This window comes from Bacillus sp. cl95 (assembly GCF_900115925.1).
Lineage (GTDB): Bacteria > Bacillota > Bacilli > Bacillales > Cytobacillaceae > Neobacillus_A.
Genome location: NZ_FOYF01000006.1, coordinates 166,690 through 184,972 on the forward strand (window position 1 = coordinate 166,690; position 18,283 = coordinate 184,972).

The 18,283-nt window shown below is 39.4% G+C and carries 23 protein-coding genes and 1 pseudogene; 9 read left to right on the forward strand and 15 right to left on the reverse strand.

Annotation, left to right across the window (positions count from 1 at the left end):
- Positions 1 to 309 precede the first annotated feature (309 nt).
- The 4 genes from BMZ31_RS16500 to BMZ31_RS16510 all read right to left on the reverse strand — a co-directional run bounded on the left by BMZ31_RS16500 (position 310) and on the right by BMZ31_RS16510 (position 2,837).
- Positions 310 to 633 (reverse strand): YuiB family protein, encoded by a 324-nt coding sequence (locus tag BMZ31_RS16500; RefSeq protein WP_090833168.1) that lies wholly within the window; start codon positions 631 to 633, stop codon positions 310 to 312.
- A gap of 131 nt (positions 634 to 764) precedes the next feature.
- The gene (locus BMZ31_RS20445) at positions 765 to 902 is read right to left on the reverse strand and encodes a YuiA family protein (protein WP_175478155.1); all 138 of its coding nucleotides are present in this window, start codon (positions 900 to 902) and stop codon (positions 765 to 767) included.
- A gap of 140 nt (positions 903 to 1,042) precedes the next feature.
- Complete coding sequence (locus BMZ31_RS16505; RefSeq protein WP_090833029.1) at positions 1,043 to 1,531, reverse strand: NUDIX domain-containing protein; 489 nt, start codon at positions 1,529 to 1,531, stop codon at positions 1,043 to 1,045.
- A gap of 88 nt (positions 1,532 to 1,619) precedes the next feature.
- Entirely contained in the window at positions 1,620 to 2,837 is a 1,218-nt protein-coding gene (locus tag BMZ31_RS16510; RefSeq protein WP_090833030.1) for an NAD(P)/FAD-dependent oxidoreductase, read from the reverse strand.
- A gap of 392 nt (positions 2,838 to 3,229) precedes the next feature.
- Here BMZ31_RS16510 and BMZ31_RS16515 point away from each other — a divergent pair, with 392 nt between their 5' ends.
- Positions 3,230 to 4,225, forward strand: coding sequence for an NAD(P)/FAD-dependent oxidoreductase (locus tag BMZ31_RS16515; RefSeq protein ID WP_090833031.1), 996 nt, complete (start codon positions 3,230 to 3,232; stop codon positions 4,223 to 4,225).
- A 59-nt stretch (positions 4,226 to 4,284) separates the two neighbouring features.
- Here the strand turns inward: BMZ31_RS16515 and BMZ31_RS16520 are convergent, their stop codons facing one another.
- On the reverse strand, positions 4,285 to 4,647 hold the full coding sequence (locus tag BMZ31_RS16520; protein WP_090833032.1) for a HesB/IscA family protein: 363 nt from the start codon (positions 4,645 to 4,647) through the stop codon (positions 4,285 to 4,287).
- A 273-nt stretch (positions 4,648 to 4,920) separates the two neighbouring features.
- Here BMZ31_RS16520 and BMZ31_RS16525 point away from each other — a divergent pair, with 273 nt between their 5' ends.
- On the forward strand, positions 4,921 to 5,613 hold the full coding sequence (locus tag BMZ31_RS16525; RefSeq protein WP_090833033.1) for a DUF2225 domain-containing protein: 693 nt from the start codon (positions 4,921 to 4,923) through the stop codon (positions 5,611 to 5,613).
- Between the two features lie 65 nt (positions 5,614 to 5,678).
- On the opposite strand, the gene BMZ31_RS16530 is transcribed toward BMZ31_RS16525, so the two are convergent.
- Entirely contained in the window at positions 5,679 to 5,918 is a 240-nt protein-coding gene (locus tag BMZ31_RS16530) for a YuzB family protein (RefSeq protein ID WP_090833034.1), read from the reverse strand.
- A gap of 287 nt (positions 5,919 to 6,205) precedes the next feature.
- On the opposite strand from BMZ31_RS16530, the gene BMZ31_RS16535 reads away from it, so the two are divergent.
- The gene (locus BMZ31_RS16535) at positions 6,206 to 7,270 is read left to right on the forward strand and encodes an NAD(P)/FAD-dependent oxidoreductase (protein ID WP_090833035.1); all 1,065 of its coding nucleotides are present in this window, start codon (positions 6,206 to 6,208) and stop codon (positions 7,268 to 7,270) included.
- Positions 7,271 to 7,395: 125 nt separating this feature from the next.
- Positions 7,396 to 7,641, forward strand: a complete 246-nt coding sequence (locus BMZ31_RS16540) for a TM2 domain-containing protein (RefSeq protein ID WP_090833036.1) — start codon at positions 7,396 to 7,398, stop codon at positions 7,639 to 7,641.
- Between the two features lie 138 nt (positions 7,642 to 7,779).
- Here the strand turns inward: BMZ31_RS16540 and BMZ31_RS16545 are convergent, their stop codons facing one another.
- Complete coding sequence (locus BMZ31_RS16545; protein WP_090833037.1) at positions 7,780 to 8,103, reverse strand: YuzD family protein; 324 nt, start codon at positions 8,101 to 8,103, stop codon at positions 7,780 to 7,782.
- Between the two features lie 144 nt (positions 8,104 to 8,247).
- On the opposite strand from BMZ31_RS16545, the pseudogene BMZ31_RS16550 reads away from it, so the two are divergent.
- Positions 8,248 to 8,484 (forward strand): annotated as a pseudogene (locus BMZ31_RS16550) (NifU family protein); the annotation flags it as partial.
- 42 nt (positions 8,485 to 8,526) lie between these two features.
- Here BMZ31_RS16550 and thrB read toward each other — a convergent pair.
- From thrB to yutH, 5 genes are all read right to left on the reverse strand, one after another.
- Positions 8,527 to 9,441 (reverse strand): homoserine kinase, encoded by a 915-nt coding sequence (gene thrB / locus BMZ31_RS16555; protein WP_090833039.1) that lies wholly within the window; start codon positions 9,439 to 9,441, stop codon positions 8,527 to 8,529.
- On the reverse strand, positions 9,438 to 10,499 hold the full coding sequence (thrC, locus tag BMZ31_RS16560; protein ID WP_090833169.1) for a threonine synthase: 1,062 nt from the start codon (positions 10,497 to 10,499) through the stop codon (positions 9,438 to 9,440). The genes thrB and thrC overlap by 4 nt, the downstream gene beginning before the upstream one ends.
- Complete coding sequence (locus BMZ31_RS16565) at positions 10,499 to 11,797, reverse strand: homoserine dehydrogenase (protein WP_302846858.1); 1,299 nt, start codon at positions 11,795 to 11,797, stop codon at positions 10,499 to 10,501. Before BMZ31_RS16565 ends, thrC begins: the two co-directional genes overlap by 1 nt.
- A 147-nt stretch (positions 11,798 to 11,944) precedes the next feature.
- A complete protein-coding gene (locus tag BMZ31_RS16570) occupies positions 11,945 to 12,913 on the reverse strand; it encodes a 2-hydroxyacid dehydrogenase (protein WP_090833170.1) in 969 nt (322 codons plus the stop codon).
- Between the two features lie 76 nt (positions 12,914 to 12,989).
- Positions 12,990 to 14,000 (reverse strand): spore coat putative kinase YutH, encoded by a 1,011-nt coding sequence (yutH, locus tag BMZ31_RS16575; RefSeq protein ID WP_090833041.1) that lies wholly within the window; start codon positions 13,998 to 14,000, stop codon positions 12,990 to 12,992.
- 539 nt (positions 14,001 to 14,539) lie between these two features.
- On the opposite strand from yutH, the gene BMZ31_RS16585 reads away from it, so the two are divergent.
- Positions 14,540 to 15,040, forward strand: a complete 501-nt coding sequence (locus tag BMZ31_RS16585) for a phosphatidylglycerophosphatase A family protein (protein ID WP_090833043.1) — start codon at positions 14,540 to 14,542, stop codon at positions 15,038 to 15,040.
- A gap of 58 nt (positions 15,041 to 15,098) precedes the next feature.
- On the opposite strand, the gene BMZ31_RS16590 is transcribed toward BMZ31_RS16585, so the two are convergent.
- Positions 15,099 to 15,863, reverse strand: a complete 765-nt coding sequence (locus BMZ31_RS16590) for a TIGR01457 family HAD-type hydrolase (RefSeq protein ID WP_090833044.1) — start codon at positions 15,861 to 15,863, stop codon at positions 15,099 to 15,101.
- Positions 15,864 to 15,935: 72 nt separating this feature from the next.
- The gene (locus BMZ31_RS16595; protein WP_090833045.1) at positions 15,936 to 16,373 is read right to left on the reverse strand and encodes a DUF86 domain-containing protein; all 438 of its coding nucleotides are present in this window, start codon (positions 16,371 to 16,373) and stop codon (positions 15,936 to 15,938) included.
- A gap of 175 nt (positions 16,374 to 16,548) precedes the next feature.
- Between BMZ31_RS16595 and BMZ31_RS16600 the strand changes: the two genes are divergently transcribed.
- Together BMZ31_RS16600 and BMZ31_RS16605 are read left to right on the forward strand one after the other, a co-directional pair.
- Entirely contained in the window at positions 16,549 to 16,815 is a 267-nt protein-coding gene (locus BMZ31_RS16600) for a DUF3055 domain-containing protein (RefSeq protein ID WP_090833046.1), read from the forward strand.
- Between the two features lie 60 nt (positions 16,816 to 16,875).
- The gene (locus BMZ31_RS16605; protein ID WP_090833047.1) at positions 16,876 to 17,163 is read left to right on the forward strand and encodes a cytosolic protein; all 288 of its coding nucleotides are present in this window, start codon (positions 16,876 to 16,878) and stop codon (positions 17,161 to 17,163) included.
- Positions 17,164 to 17,225: 62 nt separating this feature from the next.
- Here the strand turns inward: BMZ31_RS16605 and BMZ31_RS16610 are convergent, their stop codons facing one another.
- A complete protein-coding gene (locus BMZ31_RS16610) occupies positions 17,226 to 17,501 on the reverse strand; it encodes a YutD family protein (RefSeq protein WP_090833048.1) in 276 nt (91 codons plus the stop codon).
- Between the two features lie 112 nt (positions 17,502 to 17,613).
- On the opposite strand from BMZ31_RS16610, the gene BMZ31_RS16615 reads away from it, so the two are divergent.
- The gene (locus BMZ31_RS16615) at positions 17,614 to 18,240 is read left to right on the forward strand and encodes a YhcN/YlaJ family sporulation lipoprotein (protein WP_090833049.1); all 627 of its coding nucleotides are present in this window, start codon (positions 17,614 to 17,616) and stop codon (positions 18,238 to 18,240) included.
- Positions 18,241 to 18,283 lie beyond the last annotated feature (43 nt).

Genomic DNA, 18,283 nt, shown 5'->3' on the forward strand with positions numbered 1-18,283 from the left:
CAAAAATCAATATTCATCTAAACATAAAAATACACCTTAGAAACCTCTTGAAAAAAGGGTTTCTAAGGTATCAACACTCTTCTATGCAATAAGGCTGTTTTCGCACTGATTGTTGCTTTTGAGATGCTACTTTCATCCCGCATTCTTTATGGCTTCGAGGCTCTTTTCGAAAAGTTACTGAACCAAGAATTCATAAAAAATCGTAAAAATCCAGAAACCGACTTTTACTTTTGCTTGTGAAAACAACAAAGTTTGCGAAAAGAGCATAAAAAAAGACTGAACCTCTTAAAAAAGGCTTCAGTCTCTACTTTAAAACATTTGGTAACCATTTTTACGTAAAAGTTTAATCGTTATTCCGGCAACAATCGCACCAGCGAGCCCACTAAACAAAATGAGTAAATCGGCTGCTGCCAAAGAAGCAAAATTTTCGCCAAGTTGGCTAAAAGCACTTTCCGAGTTCCTAAAATATTCAATAAAACGAACTTTATCTACAATGAAGATACAGATAATCGGATAAATAATCGCCATGACCCAAGACATTCTCAATAACATGTTTAATAAAAAGCCAATCCCAAAAAATAGGACGAAAAAGAGTAACATCGATATGATTAATACACCGATGGACATTTGCATAACCTCCCTATACACATCACTTTTAAGTGTACTGAATGTAAAAATAGGAGTCAATACATAATGTCCACCTCGTTTAAAATACAAATAAAAAAATCGTAAACGCAGAACGCGCTTACGATTAGAAAACTTAATTAAGATTTCGCGTTTTTCTTGCCGGAGCCTCCACAACAAGTGCAAGTTTCAGATCCACCTAACAGTAATTGAAAATACCCCTTTCCAGAACAGTACACACAATCCTTTGTATCGATTTTCAAACTTGCCACTCTCATCAGCTCCCTTATAAATTATTTTAATTTTCTGATAATATATCAAGAAAAACCAAAAAGGGAAAGGCTCAAATTCTTAAATGTAAACGAATACATTGAGTGTTTTCTTTCATTTTCTCTTCGTTTCTTCAATTTACGGAAAATTACAAAAATACTTTATACGTTGTATATCCGAAGTGATCTCCTGGGTTTAAATCGTCTTTTCCAGGCTTTATAGAAGAATTTAATCCCATTATGTAGTGAAGGAGGATGGATGTATTTTTTTCCGCTTTGAGTTTTTCAGGCGACATGAATTGCGCCTCAAACAATTCAGCGACTTGATGACTGATATTTTGTTTCTCACTTGGAATAAGTGAAAAGATTAGCATATTGTCACTAATTTCTTCGTTGAGGACTCCTGTTCTAAGACCAATGAGACCTTCCACTTTACATTGTATCCCTGTTTCTTCTCGTACTTCTCTTATTATGGCTTCATCAGCTGTTTCACCAGCCTCAACAAAACCTGCAGGTAAAGACCATTGCCCTTTCAATCCACCATAACGTTTCTTCACAACTAACCAATTTCCGTCCTTGTCTTTAACCAGACCCGATACTGCAAGCCACACATGACCACGTTTATGGGTAGTGCCCATTCAACTACCTCCCTAAAGAACTTACCTACCTATTCAAAAAAGCTGATTCGAAGACATATAGCATCTGTCTTTGAATCAGCCCCATTTATTATAATACTTTGAATTTACCTTTTTTCAATACAAGTGATGGTCCACCAATCATGAATAGAGCACGGTTATCAACCATTTTCTTCATGAATGACGCTGATCCACCATATAACTTTTTCCCAAATACAAGACCGATTGCATCATCTTCACCTAGTGAACATACAACACCCTTAATGTCAGGAGTGAAAGACTCAAGATCTTGCTTGTCACGAATCAATGCTGCTAGATTACGCGCACAAACTTCACCTTGTTGCATTGCGATTTGAGCCGTTGGCGGATATGGACGATTAATTTCCTCATTGATGATTAATGATGAATCACCGATGATGAACATATCATCATGACCTGGAACACGAAGATCTGAATTAACTTTTACACGACCACGCATTGCTTCGATGCCAGACTTTTCAATGATTGAGTTACCACGTACACCTGCAGCCCAAACGACTGTATTTGCCTTGATTTCTCTAGGTTCTTCTTCGCCTTTTGCAACGATAATACCTTCAGGAGTACATTCTTTAATGGCAGTTCCAATTAAGAATTCTACGCCTTTCTTTTCAAGTTGAGCAACTGCGTAGGTAACAAGCTCAGGATCAAATCCTGGAAGAACCATTGGAGCTGCTTCAACACATACGATCTTAACTTTATGGAAGTCAACATCGTATTCATGGCATAACTCAGGAACACGGTTTGTTAATTCACCAAGGAACTCAATTCCAGTGAATCCTGCACCACCAACAACGATTGTTAAACGATCATCGTTCTTCTCTTCTTCAGTGTTGTAAGTCGCAAATTGATACTCAAGGTGCTCACGAAGTTGACGAGCAGAGTTTACATTTACGATTCCAAAAGCGTATTCTTTTAAGCCTTTAATACCGAAAGTTTCAGGCTCAGCACCAAGAGCAACAACAAGATAGTCATAAGAGATTTCACTTTTCTCTAAAATAACTTTCTTTTCTTCTTTGTTGATTTCAAGAGCTGTGTCTTGAATAAATTGAACTTTGCTAGTATCAATTACATCGCGGATGTCGTAACGTACACGATCATGATGCATTGTACCAGCAGAAGCTTCATGTAACCAAGTTGTTTCATAGTGGTAGTCGTTCTTGTTGACTAATACGATGTCTGCTTCGTTGTTTCCGATTAACTTTTGCAAGCGTACAGTAGTCATCAAACCGCCGTAGCCAGCTCCTAGAATCACAATTTTAGGCTTTCTCAAAGTGATCACTTCCACCTTTTATATTTTCATTTAGTTTCTTTCTCTTAGCTTCCACTGCATCTCAAAAAATTATTTTAAGTTGCATGAAAAAGTTTGTGATTTACTTCACTATAGATTACAAAAAAATGTGCTATTTTCGTCACAAATAATCCTACACTTCATCTTATGCTTTTTTAATACGTTTTTCAAGCGAATTATCTAGTTTGTAATACTTAAGAAAATTCAGTTTTTTAAAGCACAAAAACTAGCCTTTCCTTGATATATCAACACTTTTACAAAAATAACGCCTTTAATTATATTATTCTCAATATTCCTCACAATTGATGAGATAAATTCTCATATGTGATATTATATAATGTGGAGTTCTTACAACAGTGTTGGGGGGATATGGTGTGAAGGAAGATCAAAAAATTTATGACATAACAATTATTGGTGGCGGTCCGGCTGGATTGTTCACTGCTTTTTATGGCGGCATGAGACAAGCATCTGTAAAAATCATCGAAAGCTTGCCACAACTTGGAGGTCAATTGTCTGCGCTTTACCCTGAAAAATACATATACGATGTAGCAGGCTTCCCTAAAGTACGCGCTCAAGAACTAATCGACAATCTAAAAGAGCAAATGGCAAAGTTTGAACCAGCTGTGGCTTTAGAGCAGTCTGTTGAAAAACTTGAAAAACAAGAGGATGGCGTTTTTAAACTGACTACCAATAAGGAAGTGCATTATTCAAAAACAGTCATCATTACAGCTGGGAACGGTGCATTTCAACCACGCCGCTTAGAATTGGAAAGCGCTGTGCAATACGAAGGCAAGAATCTTCACTACTTCATCGATGACCTAAACCAATTCGCTGGTAAAAAGGTAGTCGTATTTGGAGGCGGAGACTCCGCAGTAGATTGGGCATTAATGTTAGAACCTATCGCTGAGAAAGTAACAATTGTTCATCGCCGTGATAAATTCCGTGCTCATGAACATAGCGTTGAAAACTTAAACAACTCAAAAGTAGAAATTAAGACTCCTTTCGTTCCTGCTGACCTTGTTGGAGACGAAACGGGAATTAAACAAGTAGTATTAGAAGGAGCAAATGGAGAAGGAAGAGAAGCGCTAGATGTTGATTCAGTAGTTGTAAACTATGGATTCGTTTCTTCTCTAGGACCTATTAAAGAGTGGGGATTTGAAATCGATAAGAACTCGATCGTCGTTAACTCTAAAATGGAGACAAATGTACCCGGAATTTATGCAGCTGGTGACATCTGCACATATGATGGAAAAGTAAAGCTAATTGCCTGCGGATTTGGTGAAGCTCCAACCGCTGTCAACAATGCCAAAGCATATATCGATCCAAAAGCTAAGATCCAACCTCTACACAGCTCTTCTATGTTTAAGTAACATAAGACCAAAAAACAAAGGCGTCCGTATTCGGACGCCTTTGTTTTTAGAAACATATTTTAGCAATCTTCAGGCTTGCCTGCATTTGTAGCTGTCTTAAATGAAGATCCACAGCCACAATTAGCGATAGCATTCGGATTTTCAATAGTGAATCCGCCGCCCATCATCGATTGCTTATAATCAATTGTAGTACCATTCAAAATAAGTGAACTTTCTTTATCAACTAGTACGCGAACGCCAAATTGTTCTGTTTGCAGGTCATCTTCTCCCACTTCGTGCTCGAACCCCATGCCGTATGAAAGTCCGCTACAGCCTCCACCTTTAACTGCTACACGTAAAAAGGCGCCTTCTTCCTCATTGTGTTTCATCATTTCTTTTACCTGAGATGCTGCCGCTTCTGTCAAAATTACAACTTGACTCATTTTACTTCCTCCCCTACATCCATTTTCTATTTTACCCATTAAGGTTTTAGCTCATTTCATCTTACTAATTATAGTATATACAGTCTCAGCCATGCACTCAACCATTTGAACCTCTTCTATCTCTGCTCAACATACCCCATTTGCAGACTTTTTTACAAAATCACAAGACTTTTTCACCACTTAAATACAATATACGTTATAATATGTAGTACATAAGAACCATGACAATGGTATTAACAACGTGTTCAAATACGATCAATCGGGGTGAGGACGATGACTCAATTAGAACCTATTTTTGACAAAAAATGTGAATGCCTCGTATGTAAGAAAGCTTTTACAACAAAGCGAGTCCGCTCCCGTTTTGTAAAAGTAACCGAGTATGATACTGACTTCTTCCCAATTTATGCAAGTGACGATACCAATCCTATTTTTTATCATATAAACGTTTGCCCGAATTGCGGATTCTCCTTTTCCGATGATTCAACGAAATACTTCCCACCTGGCGCTGAGCAATTAATATTCGAAAAAGTGAGCAGCCAATGGGTCACAAGAGACTTTGGCGGAAAAAGGACCATTCACCAAGCTATCCAAGCCTATAAATTAGCCATCTTTTGTGGCTTATTAAAAAAGGAAAAGCATATTACACTCGCAGGCATGTACTTACGCGTGGCTTGGCTGTATCGTACACTAGAAGATTCCGCACAGGAACAGCGTTTTATCAAATTAGCCGTTCATGAATACGTCGAATCATATTTGAATGATGATTTCCGTGGAACACAAGTATCGGAAATAAAGATCCTATACTTGGTTGGTGAACTATCAAGAAGAAATGGAGCAATTGACCAAGCTGTTAAGTATTTCTCAAAAGTGATTGAAAAGCAGAAGCAATCGGTTGAACCTCGGATTATAGAAATGGCTCGTGACCGTTGGCATGATATTCGTGAAAGCAGATTATTGGACGTTTAGCGTAAAAGTCTCGTTTAATAAAATAAAAACAAGGGAGCTTCAGCAAATGCTGAGCTCCCTTTCTATTAGAACATTGGATTTTCGTCCAAATATTGATAAATGTTATCGACTAATTCATCTGGGGTGTCACCGGTTACAACTTCGCCGTTTACTAACGCGTACAATGTTGAAGCACATTTACCGCAATATCCAAGGCAACCGTACTCCACTATATCTAAATTAGGATCTCTCTCTAACTTTTCACGAGCTTGTTGGGCACCACTGGCCAAATTACTGATACAAAATTCAATGATTGGCTGAATCATCTTTTTCACCTCTCTACTAACTACCTACTCTACCTTTTTTCCACGGTACCGTCAATTACCATTAATCGACAAGAACTGTCAAGGAATTCACATTAATTGTTGTTATTTTGCCATAATTTCGTTATAATCTTTAATGGTATTTAATCGGTAGAAATTTTTTTAATTTACTATGCAAACGATTTCTTTTTTCAAAAGCTACACGTCTTTAGGTAAACCCAGTTTGTTTATAATATAAATGGAGTGGGAATGGAACTTTAACAGTATTCGGATAAAAGGGGAAATTCAAGATGAAAAATCTCGTGATTCTCGGTGGAGGATACGGCGGCATGAAAATGCTTAACGAACTTTTGCCCGATCATCTTCCAGATGATGTGGCCATTACTCTCGTTGACCGCGTCCCATACCATTGCTTAAAAACAGAATATTATGCATTGGCTGCAGGAACAATTTCCGATCATGATATCCGCGTTACTTTCCCGGTACACCCACGCCTTACCGTAAAATATGGCGAAGTAACCGGAATTAATCTTGAAGAAAAGAAAGTGTATTTAGGCGAAGATACGTTACAATATGACGACCTTGTAATCGGACTAGGCTGTGAAGATAAGTATCACAATGTCCCCGGAGCTCAAGAGTTCACTCATAGTATCCAAACGATCGGCAAATCAAGAAACACCTATCAACTTTTAAATAACTTGGCTGCTAATTCAGTTGTTGGGATTGTCGGTGCTGGTTTAAGTGGCGTTGAATTGGCAAGTGAGTTGAGCGAAAGCCGCTCAGACCTAAAAATAAAACTATTCGACCGTGGAAATCACATTTTGTCTGACTTTCCTGACCGTCTAAGTAAATATGTTGAAAAATGGTTCAACACACATTCAGTTGAGATTATTAATAACTCAAACATCACTAGGGTTGAAGAGAACACCCTCTATAATCATGATGAACCAGTTCATTGCGATGTGATTGTTTGGACTGCTGGCATTCAAGCGAATGTAATTGTACGAAATCTTGAAGTTGAAACAGACAAACTCGGCCGCGCGATTTTGACACCTCAACATAACCTGCCTAATGACGAGCATGTATATGTTGTTGGGGATTGTGCAAGTCTTCCTCATGCACCGAGTGCTCAACTGGCCGAAGGACAAGCTGAACAAATTGTTCAAGTGCTGTTAAAACGTTGGAATGGAGAAGCTCCTCCAGAGTCATTCCCGCCAATCAAATTAAAAGGAGTCCTTGGCTCACTCGGCAAAAAACAAGGATTTGGCATGGTAGCTGATAGAGCCATCACTGGCCGTGTAGCAAGATTATTAAAATCAGGTATCCTTTGGATGTACAAATATCATAATGGTTGATAAAAAGGCGTGGGAGTTCCCTCGCCTTTTTTCTTTTCCCCAATTTGGCAAGTTAATTGTTGTTTAAAAGAATATGGAATAAAAAAGAAGAAATCCGAATTAACTTACAAGGGGAGGTGAAGGAGATGGATCAAAAATCAACTGGTACTGCATATTTGTTAATGTTATTTAGTTTAATTGGATTTGCTGGAATTCAGAGATTCTACTTAGGCAAAATCGGAACAGGTATCTTATACTTACTTACTTGGGGATTATTCGGTTTTGGACTTATTTACGATTTATTTACATTACCCAACCAAGTCCGTATGGCTAACCTATTAAGAAGCGGAGCTAATCCTAATGTTGTTGTTCATGTAAACACAAAAGATTAAACACATAATCATCTTTTAATGTAATGAGTTATAGCCCCTCTCAGATGAGAAGGGCTTTTGTTATTTATTCCATCCATGCAGAGCTTTGCCGATAGAAGACGTCCGACATGGCTGTTATTAGTATGGATTGAAAATATACTATGCGTTATATCCGTACTTCTCCATTTCAGCATAAATGGTCTTAAGACGAGGATTGCCCTCTCCAACGATTTTCCCTTCGATAAGTACAACCGGATAAAACATATCTTCTTCTACAACTCTTTCCGCAAAGATTCTTTTCTCTTCATCTTCGTGAGGAATCGTAATGTCTACATATGAAATTTTGAATGGTTGATTAGGATATTTCCTAGCCACCGCAGCTTGCAGCCAGTCGTATGTTTCTCTAGATGAAGGCATATTTACACAACTCGGGCAAATCTGTTCTGCCCCATAAACCACAATCTCAATCTCCTTATTCTCCATTGCCAACCTTCCTCTGCACTTTTCTTTAATCATAGCTTATTACCTTAGTAGGATGCGACAAATAAGCGTTCAAATTCGATTTTCCATAATGGATTTTTAATGACAATGTGATTATAATAGAAATTAGGAAGGGAGTCGATATACATGTCAGAACAAGATATGATTGCTCAAGTTCAGGAAGTATTAGATAAATTGCGTCCATTTTTACTTCGCGACGGTGGTGACTGCGAACTAGTTGACATCGAAGACGGGATCGTAAAACTACGCTTATTAGGAGCTTGTGGAAGCTGCCCAAGTTCAACAATTACGTTAAAAGCTGGAATTGAACGCGCTCTTTTAGAAGAAGTTCCAGGCGTAGTTGAAGTAGAACAAGTATTTTAATATTAATGAATAAATTGGAAAGGTGATGTCCATTATGGATCATCACCTTTTTTGTGTTTTAATGACTCCACTTCCCTTATTTACAATTTGCAAATGCCTAATTTCGAATTTTCCATACTTCAATCGGAGTTCCTCCGCTAATCTATCACAATTTCCGGGTACACAACAAAGCATGATAGTTGGTCCGGCACCACTTAAATAGACACCAAAAGCGTGATTTTCTGAAACGTATTCTTTCATATTCATGAGATCCGGAACTAATTCATAGCGATATGGCTGATGAAACAGATCTTTCCCCATCATTTCCCCTGCAATTGTCCATTTCTGTTGGAGAAGGGCGGCTAATAACATATTAGAGATAGCTGAGGCAGTGACTGCCTCCGAAAATGGTAGCGTCACTGGGAGAACCGAACGGGACTTTTCCGTCGCTAATGGCGTCTTCGGGATAGCGGCAATAAGCTCGAACGGCAAATCCTTAAAAGACAAACCGGACACTATCTTATCATGCCTGCTGCCTACAAATAATCCCCCAAAAATTGATGCCCCAACATTGTCAGGATGTCCCTCCAAGTCGGTTGCCAAATTCAACTTTTCTGCATCTGATAAGTCTAGACAAGCCAATACGTTCACTAACTCAATTCCTGCCACAATGGCTGCCCCGCTTGAGCCAAGTCCTCTAGCCAACGGAATATCGCTTTTAATCGTAAGCCGGCATGGTTCTATGCTTTTATTGAATCTTTCGGCGATCCCGATGGCCGTTTTACAAATCAAATTCGATTCATCACAAGGGTATTCTTTTTCGTCATCCGGGTCACCTAATGGAATGACTTCCCACTTATTACTTTTTTCAACTTCTATTGTTAAAAATAAATCTACTGCCAGTCCCATTGAATCAAAGCCCGGCCCTAGATTAGCTGTACTACCGGGCACACGGATGATGAAGTTGTTTAAACTCATTGATGAACGACTCCTCTAATATATTTCGAGATCTCATGTTCATCATTCGGTAATTCTATAGGCTTAATTTGACCGGTCTCTAAGGCAGTATAAGGGTCTTTCAAACCATTTCCTGTTAAGACCGCTACAACCGTCGCCCCTTTTGAAATGACACCGCTTTGGATTTGTTTCGCTACTCCCGCCAGAGAAGCACATGAGGCAGGTTCTGCGAATAGTCCTTCTTTTGCTGCTAATAATCGATACGCACTTAAGATTTCGTCATCTGTGACTTCATCAATTTTTCCCTTTGACTCCTGACAGGCATTGACGGCCAAATCCCAACTAGCTGGATTACCAATCCTAATGGCAGTCGCGATCGTTTCGGGTTCTTCAAACACCTTGTTGTGAACTATTGCGGCAGCACCCGCTGCCTCAAATCCATGCATGTGAGGCAAACCCGTGTTCCTCACATCCGAGTATTCCTTGAATCCCTTCCAATAGGCACTAATATTTCCCGCGTTCCCAACTGGAATGGCTAGAAAATCAGGAGCACGCCCGAGCGTATCACATAATTCAAAGGCTGCCGTCTTTTGACCTTCTAATCTGTAAGGATTAACGGAATTCACAAGCGTAACAGGCTCTTTCTTACTGATATCACGTACAAGCTTTAAAGCTTGATCAAAGTTACCATCGACCGATATGATTTCAGCACCGTACATCATGGCTTGTGCTAGCTTGCCCAGTGCAATCTTACCTTTTGGGATGACGATAATAGACTTTAATCCCGCCCTGGCGGCATATGCAGCCGCAGACGCAGAAGTATTCCCCGTAGAGGCACATATGACCGTGTTGCTCCCCTCTTCTACCGCTTTTGCCACAGCCATTACCATGCCTCGATCTTTGAAAGAACCCGTTGGGTTGGCTCCTTCCACTTTGGCAAACAACTCTACTCCCCACTCTTTGGATAGTCTTTCTAATTTCACAAGTGGAGTGTTGCCCTCATTCAAAGTTAAGCGGGGGGTTCTTTCTGTTATAGGTAGCCATTCTTCATAAGCTCTGATCAATCCATCCCATCTCATCATTCCCGACACCCTTCAACGCGAAAATGGCTCTTGATTTCTATCAACGCCCGCATATCTCTTAGTTCTACTAAGACATCTTCAAAATTACTTAAAGATGCTCGATGAGTAACAAGAACAATTTCTGCTACTTCATTTTTCTTGACGGGAAGCTGCAGTATTTTTTCAAGGCTCACTTTATGTTCAGAAAAAATGGTTGTTAGTTCAGAAAAGACCCCTACTTCATCCTTTACTTGAAGACGGAGGAAGAACTTGGATTGGATTTCTTCCTTATCTTTCAATTGTTTATCATATTGTGGCGCAATTGCGCTTTGACCTGTCACACCAAGGCGCATATTCTTGATTACAGCCACTAAATCGGAAACGACTGCTGTTGCAGTTGGCAAACTCCCCGCCCCAGGACCGTAAAACATCGTTTCACCTACTGCCTCGCCATATACATACACCGCATTGTATTCATCGTTGACGGAAGCAAGGGGATGCGCGTCTGCCACAAATGCTGGCTGAACACTTACCTCTACCCTATCACCTTCACGCTGAGCTATTCCTATCAGCTTCATTGTGTAACCAAGTTGATTCCCATACAGAAGATCCTGTTCTGTAATTTTCGTTATCCCTTCAACTTGGACATCATCTAAATCAATCTTCATGGAAAAACCGAGTGTAGCCAAAATAGCCATTTTCCTCGCAGCATCAAGCCCATCCACATCTGCCGATGGATCTGCTTCGGCATAACCTAGATTTTGTGCTTCTTTCAATACATCTTCATATCTAAGTCCTTGCTTGCTCATTTTCGTCAGAATAAAGTTTGTGGTACCATTCACAATCCCCATCATCTTTGTAATCCGATCAGAAGCTAACCCCTCTACAACACTTCTTAAAATAGGGATCCCTCCAGCCACACTCGCTTCATAAAATAAATCACAACCATTCTCAGAAGCTACAGTAAGTAATTCCGAACCATGTAAGGCCATCAAATCTTTATTGGCAGTGACAATTTGCTTTTTGTTACGAAGGGCTTGCAGCATGTAATTTTTCGTTTGCTCGACTCCCCCCATCACTTCGACAACGATATCAATGTCCGGATCGTTCACAACATCTTGATAATCGGTGGTCAAAACAAAGCCATTTGTTTCAATAGCTCTCTCTTTTTCCTTTTCCTGTACGAGCACTTTTTTAATGTGTACAGGACATCCTGTTTGATGAATGAGTTTATCTTGATGGTTCTGCAACAACTTTACTACCCCAGTGCCAACTGTTCCCAACCCGAGAAGTCCTATTGAGATTGCCTTCATCATGCCACCGCCTTTTGTCTACTCTATAAATACATTTGCATTTTCATAGTAGACATTATATTTCTTATTTTCTGAATTTACAAGGGTATATTCTAATAAAAAAAATATACTCCCGATTAGAGGAGTATAGAAGTTCTGATATGGTTCATATTATTTATTCACTTGCGCTATAGGCTCTTTACCACTTAAAACTGCATCAATATTGGCAAAACACATCTCCATCATCGCCGTTCTTGTGTCAATACTCGAACTGCCGATATGAGGTAAAGCAACAACGTTTTTTAGTGTAAGAAGAGGATGACTAGCACTGATTGGTTCTTTTTCGAATACATCCAAGCCTGCTCCAGCAATCTCACCTGCTGCCAAAGAATCAAACAAAGCATTTTCATCCACGACAGGTCCTCTTGATACGTTAACAAAGATTGCTGATTTCTTCATATGTTGAAAAACTTGTCTCGTAAACAAGTGTTTCGTTTCTTCCGTAAGAGGAGTTAAACAAACGATAAAATCAGACTCTTTCACGAGCTCGGTAAAGGTACAATAATGAACACCCAATCTCTCTTCAAGTTCTGGTTTCCGCGAACGATTATGGTAAAGAATTTTCATATCAAAACCGGTTGCACGCTTGGCAACTGTTTCCCCAATCTTCCCCATACCAACAATGCCGATTGTTTTATGGTGGATATCATTACCAGCCAATAAGAGAGGGCTCCAACTATTCCAATTATCTTCTTTTACGAATCTGTCTGCTTCAACAATCCTTCTTGCCGCTGCCATGAGCAAGCCAAACGTGAGGTCTGCCGTAGTATCTTTCAAAATATCTGGAGTGTTACAGATCGCGATTCCTTTTTCATTGGCCTTTTTCACATCGATATTATCAAAACCTACTGCAAGATTCGCCACTACCTTTAACCGTTCTCCAGCTGCAAGAACCTCTTCATCAATTTTGTCTGAAAGCATCGTCAGCAACGCGTCTGCATTTCTTGCTTCATCTCTTAATATTTCATATGGAATTGGAATATCTTCATGTTGCCACATACGAATTTCATACTTTTCATTGAACCTGGAAACGATTGTGTCGGGTAATTTTCTTGTTATAAAAAGTGTCTGTTTCAATATCTTTCCTTCTTCCATGCAAGGTATTGATATCATTATAACGAAAATGCTTCAAAAATAGATAATTGAATGCTGCCAGTTATATACTTTGAAGCCACTCTGGCAAAGGCAGTCTTGCCTTGCTGACTGGTGCCTCTACCATTTGAAAAAAGCCTCCAAGAAATAGCTCATACTCTCTTGATTGCTTTAAAATTTTCTGAAGCCTATCTTCTAGTTGTTTTTTTTCTTGTTCGGACCTCGAACCATAATAACTTTCCACGCAATCGACATAATGAAGCGGAAACAACAATCTTGAGTATAAGAGCCTCCAAGAAAATGGTGATATAGATACAATGCTTCTGTAATCATCAAAAAATTGTTTTACTTCACGTTGATACGTTTGGATATTCAAAAAATAGCGCTCTCTTGTCCATTCAGCCAAATCCCTGCTCGCATGATCAAATACCCAATCAAAAGGGTCCTTAATCAACACTTGCTTTCCCCAGGTCCTTGCAGAAAATCGTTCATGACATACGGTGCCATTATCCACTTCCAACGCCTCTTCATCCAATTCTGTATCAACTAGATATTGAATCGCATTTTCCGTCAATCCCATATAATACGGAAATGTCTCTATGAATAGTCTTTCAAACTCATCTTCAGGCGTTTGAAAAAGCAAACCATTCCATACTTTCTCCATTTGATCAAGTCTCTTTTCCCATAACCCCTTCCACTGCCCGATCCTACTCGCCTTTTGTACCTGAAACGGTATTGCCCTTCCCCGCACATGGAATTTTGCGAGCTTTCTACCGGCTTTGTCTTGTCGCCACTCTTCTGACTGTCTATTTAAGAAGGCACAATATTTCTCTCCCTTCCATTCTGTTAAAAGTTCATCCTCTTTCGTCTTAATAAATGCTGGTACTTGTCGATCTCCATACTGAATAAGATGGTTTGTAATGTCGTTGAGTTCTGAAAGATCTTCTTCGCTACGCTGTCCCGTTTTAACAATGAGGTAAATGCCTCCTGATCCTCGACAAGCATCATATTTATCCACTTTCATCTGTTCTTCGGCACTTATTCCATACTTTTCTTCGAGTAGTCTTTGAAACATTTCTCCACCCCGTTCACATTCCTATTCTTATGTCATATATATGTTTCAATCATCAAAAACTTGTTACGTTTCCAATGCCAAAACTGACTAGAAGCTTTTGAAAGAGAGTAACCTATCTTAGGAAAGTACTTTTCTTGAAAAGGGTTTTTATTTATATCATGAGAGCAAACCATTGATATTGAAGTTGATTGTAACGGAAGGTGCGAGACTCCTCGAAAAGGCTAACGCCTTTTCTTCGTACGTGGGTCCAATCAAGGAAGCTATTCAATGTCCTGCGGGAGCAGCGGGACAGGTGAGACCCCACAGGAGCGCTAGCGACGAGGAGGCTCACCGCCCGCCCAAGGAGAATTTGCCCATGAAAAAGCCGGCATTAGGGCTTTTTCATAATTCGCCCCGCGGAAAGCGAGCATCCTGGAGTGGAAATCGACCACTACTATTTTTTAAAAAGAAAGTTATAAAACAGCCTATGGAAATAAGACATAATTTCAATAAAAAAGTTGTATATATATAGTCAAATTATAAGAAAAAAGGTGAAGCATATGGCCGAAGGAAAAAAAGTGAATTTATCCGAATCAACAGCTCGTAAATGGCTTCATGAAAGAGGCGTCGAAATTCAAGACATCGCTGACCTCGTTTATTATTTGCAGCAAAGCTATCATAAAGAATTAAAAATAGAGGATTGCATCCATAATGTAGAGCGAGTCATATCAAAACGTGAGGTTCAAAATGCCATTCTCACAGGCATCCAGCTTGATATGCTTGCGGAGAAAAAAATGCTCGAGGAACCGCTTCAATCCATTATCGGCACGGATGAAAGTCTGTATGGGGTAGATGAAATCCTGGCTTTCTCTATTGTGAATGTGTATGGATCCATCGGATTCACGAATTACGGGTATATCGATAAGCAAAAACCAGGTATATTAAGAAGATTAAATGATAAATCTACGGGGCAGTGTCACACCTTCCTCGATGATATCGTCGGCGCGATTGCAGCTGCAGCCTCTAGTCGCCTAGCTCACCGCGTTGAAAATGTAGAGTAAACGCCTGCCTCAAGTTTAAGAGAACTAAAAGAAAAAGGATGGCATCCGCCATCCTTTTTTATGGTTCCCAGTGTTCAAGTGAATCAATTGCATACGTTGGCTTACGGTCATAACCCGCTAGTAGTTCTTTGGTTGTAACTCCAGTATGAACTAGCAGAGTGTCCATTCCTGCATTCATGCCCGCCAAAATATCGGTGTCGTAATAGTCTCCTACCATAAGCGTTTCTTCTTTACGAGTCCCTAATACCTTTAATGCCTGTTCCATAATAACCGACTCCGGCTTTCCGATAAAAGTAGGTTTTGTTTGCGTAGAAACGGCAATTACAGATGTAAGTGAGCCGTTCCCAGGAAGAAGCCCTCTTTCTGTCGGAATCGCTATGTCTCCATTCGTGGAGATAAACTTTGCACCGTTTCTGACAGCCAAACAGCCCACTGCCAATTTTTCATAAGTAATTCCACGGTCAATTCCGCACACCACAAAATCTGCGTCCTCACCTGCAAACTTTAGACCTTTCTCTTCAATTGCCTGCAGAATTCCCTCCTCACCGATTACATATACTTTGGCATCATTTTTTTGTTCATATATGTAATTAGCTGTAGCCTGGCTCGTCGTAAACACCAGTTTTTCTTCAGCAGGAATATCAAACTCCCTTAGTTTTTGCGCCACTTGTGCAGGTGTACGAGAAGAATTATTCGTCACAAATAAATACGGAATTCCAGCGTCAACAAGTTTTTTTACAAAGTCAGACGCCGCTTCAATACGTTCTGAACCTTTATACATAGTTCCATCTAGGTCAATTAAATAACCAGCATATTTCTTCACTTATATCACTCCCACTGTTATCTTACCGCAAAAATCACTATAAAGAAAACCCGACACATAGGCGAGTTTTGTCTAATTTTTGAAAGCCGTGACAGGTCCTAATTCATTCACAAGATAATTTCGGACAGCTGTTGGAAATTCACTTAATGCACTGGAATGACTTTGAAACAGATTCACGAGTGATGAATGGTCAATGTCTAAATAGGATTGGACAAGATTTTTACGAGTCTGTACAAGTAATTTCAAGCTTTCACCCATTGATGAAGTAATCACTTTTTCATCCATTAAGATATCAACTATATCTTCGTAACTTCCTGGGTCACGCATGATAAATCCATCAATGATGCTATTACCAACATCCAATACCGCCTCAAGCATAGTATGGGTCAAACGTTCGAGCGCAGCTATTTCAATTGGGGAACGCCAATCTTTTTGGGATAGAAAAAGTTCTAATTGTCTATCTAGATAAACGAGTGTTTCTTCAATTTTATCACGATCCACAAAGTACATAGAGGACTTCCTTTCGATATGTGATGTTAAACAGTCAATGAAAACGACTTCATGATGCAAATATTTTATCACATTTTAAAAGAATTCGTATTTTTTCCGCCGAATTGACGGAGAAAAAGGCAAAATTCTGTTAAGATAAGAAGAGTAACTTTTTGTACAAAAGGAGTTTTTTACTATGGGAGAACGTTTTTTTCTATACGATGATACTGAAAATACAAAAACACGCTTTGTCAGCTTTGTAGGTGAAAATCACCGCTTTGATTTAGCCATTACCCAAACAGACCGTCATTACGGAAAAGCGCTTGTTCTTGATATGCAAGGAAGCCGTTTTGCGATTATTGGCCCTGATGATTTACAAGAAGAAGGTTATCTGGAGTACGCTTATCAGTTAAATGAAAGCGATGCCGAAGAATTGCGATCCTTTTTAATGGAAATGATTTAATAAACACATCATTCCTGCTTCCATGGCAACAATATTAAAAATGGAAGCAGAGGTGAGAATATGACTGAATTTCAAGACGATGATGATCTATATTCTGATTTTTCCAATGTTGAAAAGCAACGGAATTACTTAATCCCAGAGGATTTGCCTGAAGGTCCTTACGGTTCTCCGAGAGGCAAAACAGAGCCCGTACAAAATAAAAGTACGCCTTGGGAAAAGGGGCAGCGTTATCAGAGTGCTTTCAACTATGAATTCAAGTCGCTACATCAAGATTTGCCCCGTCAAATGGAGGGTGCACATCCTCCTCATGACGATCCTGATAAGGATGATCAAAGACCGTATTCATAGAAAAGTGCATGTTTAAGAAAAATAAACGGGCCAGACTCTTATAAGAGTCTGACCCGTTTTTCTTATTTCTTCACTTTCCTTAAAACAAAATAAGGACAGCCAAAGTTACAGTATTCGTAAAGATATTCACTTAGAGTACTGATTTTTGTATCAAAAGATGCTTTCTGATTCTGATCTTCAAAAAAGCCACGCAAACGGAGTTGTCCATAGCCCCAATCGCCGACAATGTAATCATATCTCGATAAAATATCACTGTACCTCGCCTTTAGAGCTTCCTCATTATAACCGTCTCTGCTATCTTCCATGATTTCATAAGTAGCATTATTAATAATAATCACATCATCACCTCAAATACTCCACATATGTTATATCCATTATAACTTATTCCCAATCAATTACTAATAGAAAAAATACTTTCTCTGGTCATTCTAATAAGAGGAGGTGGCTTAATTGAAAAAATCCATTGTCATCTTAGGACTGTGCAGTATGACCGCACTCGCTGGTTGTGGAGCAGACAAAGATGAAGCAAGAGGAGATATCTATCAGGAAAGTGGCAATACCATCAACGTCAATAACAAGCGTTCCGAGCTATACAATGAAAATGGCAGTAAGATGAAAAATGTAAGTGAAGACTTTGGATATGTTCGCCATCAAAAAAATCCAATGGGCAGAAACAATTCCAATGGTCATTATGAGGCATTGGATAGAGAGAAACTCGCCAATACCATCAGCAAACTTAGTACAGATCTTCCTAACGTAAATGATGTGGCTACTCTTGTTACTGACTCAGAAGTCTTAGTCATTTACGATACAGATACGAAGGATCGCAACCTGACTGCCGACCAAGTAAAGAGAACAGCATTGTCAGTCGTACCGAGATTTTATCATGTCTATGTAAGTGATGATAAAAACTTGATGAAGAATCTCGAAAGTCATGCCCAATTAGATTCTGACAGTCGTGATGTAAATAGTATTGTCGACAATCTCATTGAAAAAATGAAAGCTTCCCCACAAGGAAAGCGAATCAATCAAAGTGAAAATGAAAACGGAGAAACAGCCGAAGATATGGGTATGTAGTCGGTAAAAAGAAGCAGAGCTACCATAGCTCTGCTTCCTCATG

Coding starts and splice junctions, on each gene's coding strand:
- BMZ31_RS16535 (WP_090833035.1), top strand. CDS start 6,206: ATGAAAAATCTCGTGATTCTCGGTGGAGGATACGGCGGCATGAAAATG.
- BMZ31_RS16605 (WP_090833047.1), top strand. CDS start 16,876: ATGACTGAATTTCAAGACGATGATGATCTATATTCTGATTTTTCCAAT.
- BMZ31_RS16525 (WP_090833033.1), top strand. CDS start 4,921: ATGACTCAATTAGAACCTATTTTTGACAAAAAATGTGAATGCCTCGTA.
- thrC (WP_090833169.1), bottom strand. CDS start 10,499: ATGAGATGGGATGGATTGATCAGAGCTTATGAAGAATGGCTACCTATA.
- BMZ31_RS20445 (WP_175478155.1), bottom strand. CDS start 902: ATGAGAGTGGCAAGTTTGAAAATCGATACAAAGGATTGTGTGTACTGT.
- BMZ31_RS16585 (WP_090833043.1), top strand. CDS start 14,540: ATGGCCGAAGGAAAAAAAGTGAATTTATCCGAATCAACAGCTCGTAAA.
- BMZ31_RS16545 (WP_090833037.1), bottom strand. CDS start 8,103: ATGGAGAATAAGGAGATTGAGATTGTGGTTTATGGGGCAGAACAGATT.
- BMZ31_RS16520 (WP_090833032.1), bottom strand. CDS start 4,647: ATGAGTCAAGTTGTAATTTTGACAGAAGCGGCAGCATCTCAGGTAAAA.
- BMZ31_RS16600 (WP_090833046.1), top strand. CDS start 16,549: ATGGGAGAACGTTTTTTTCTATACGATGATACTGAAAATACAAAAACA.
- BMZ31_RS16505 (WP_090833029.1), bottom strand. CDS start 1,531: ATGGGCACTACCCATAAACGTGGTCATGTGTGGCTTGCAGTATCGGGT.
- BMZ31_RS16540 (WP_090833036.1), top strand. CDS start 7,396: ATGGATCAAAAATCAACTGGTACTGCATATTTGTTAATGTTATTTAGT.
- yutH (WP_090833041.1), bottom strand. CDS start 14,000: ATGTTTCAAAGACTACTCGAAGAAAAGTATGGAATAAGTGCCGAAGAA.
- BMZ31_RS16565 (WP_302846858.1), bottom strand. CDS start 11,797: ATGATGAAGGCAATCTCAATAGGACTTCTCGGGTTGGGAACAGTTGGC.
- BMZ31_RS16530 (WP_090833034.1), bottom strand. CDS start 5,918: ATGATTCAGCCAATCATTGAATTTTGTATCAGTAATTTGGCCAGTGGT.
- BMZ31_RS16500 (WP_090833168.1), bottom strand. CDS start 633: ATGCAAATGTCCATCGGTGTATTAATCATATCGATGTTACTCTTTTTC.
- BMZ31_RS16595 (WP_090833045.1), bottom strand. CDS start 16,373: ATGTACTTTGTGGATCGTGATAAAATTGAAGAAACACTCGTTTATCTA.
- thrB (WP_090833039.1), bottom strand. CDS start 9,441: ATGAGTTTAAACAACTTCATCATCCGTGTGCCCGGTAGTACAGCTAAT.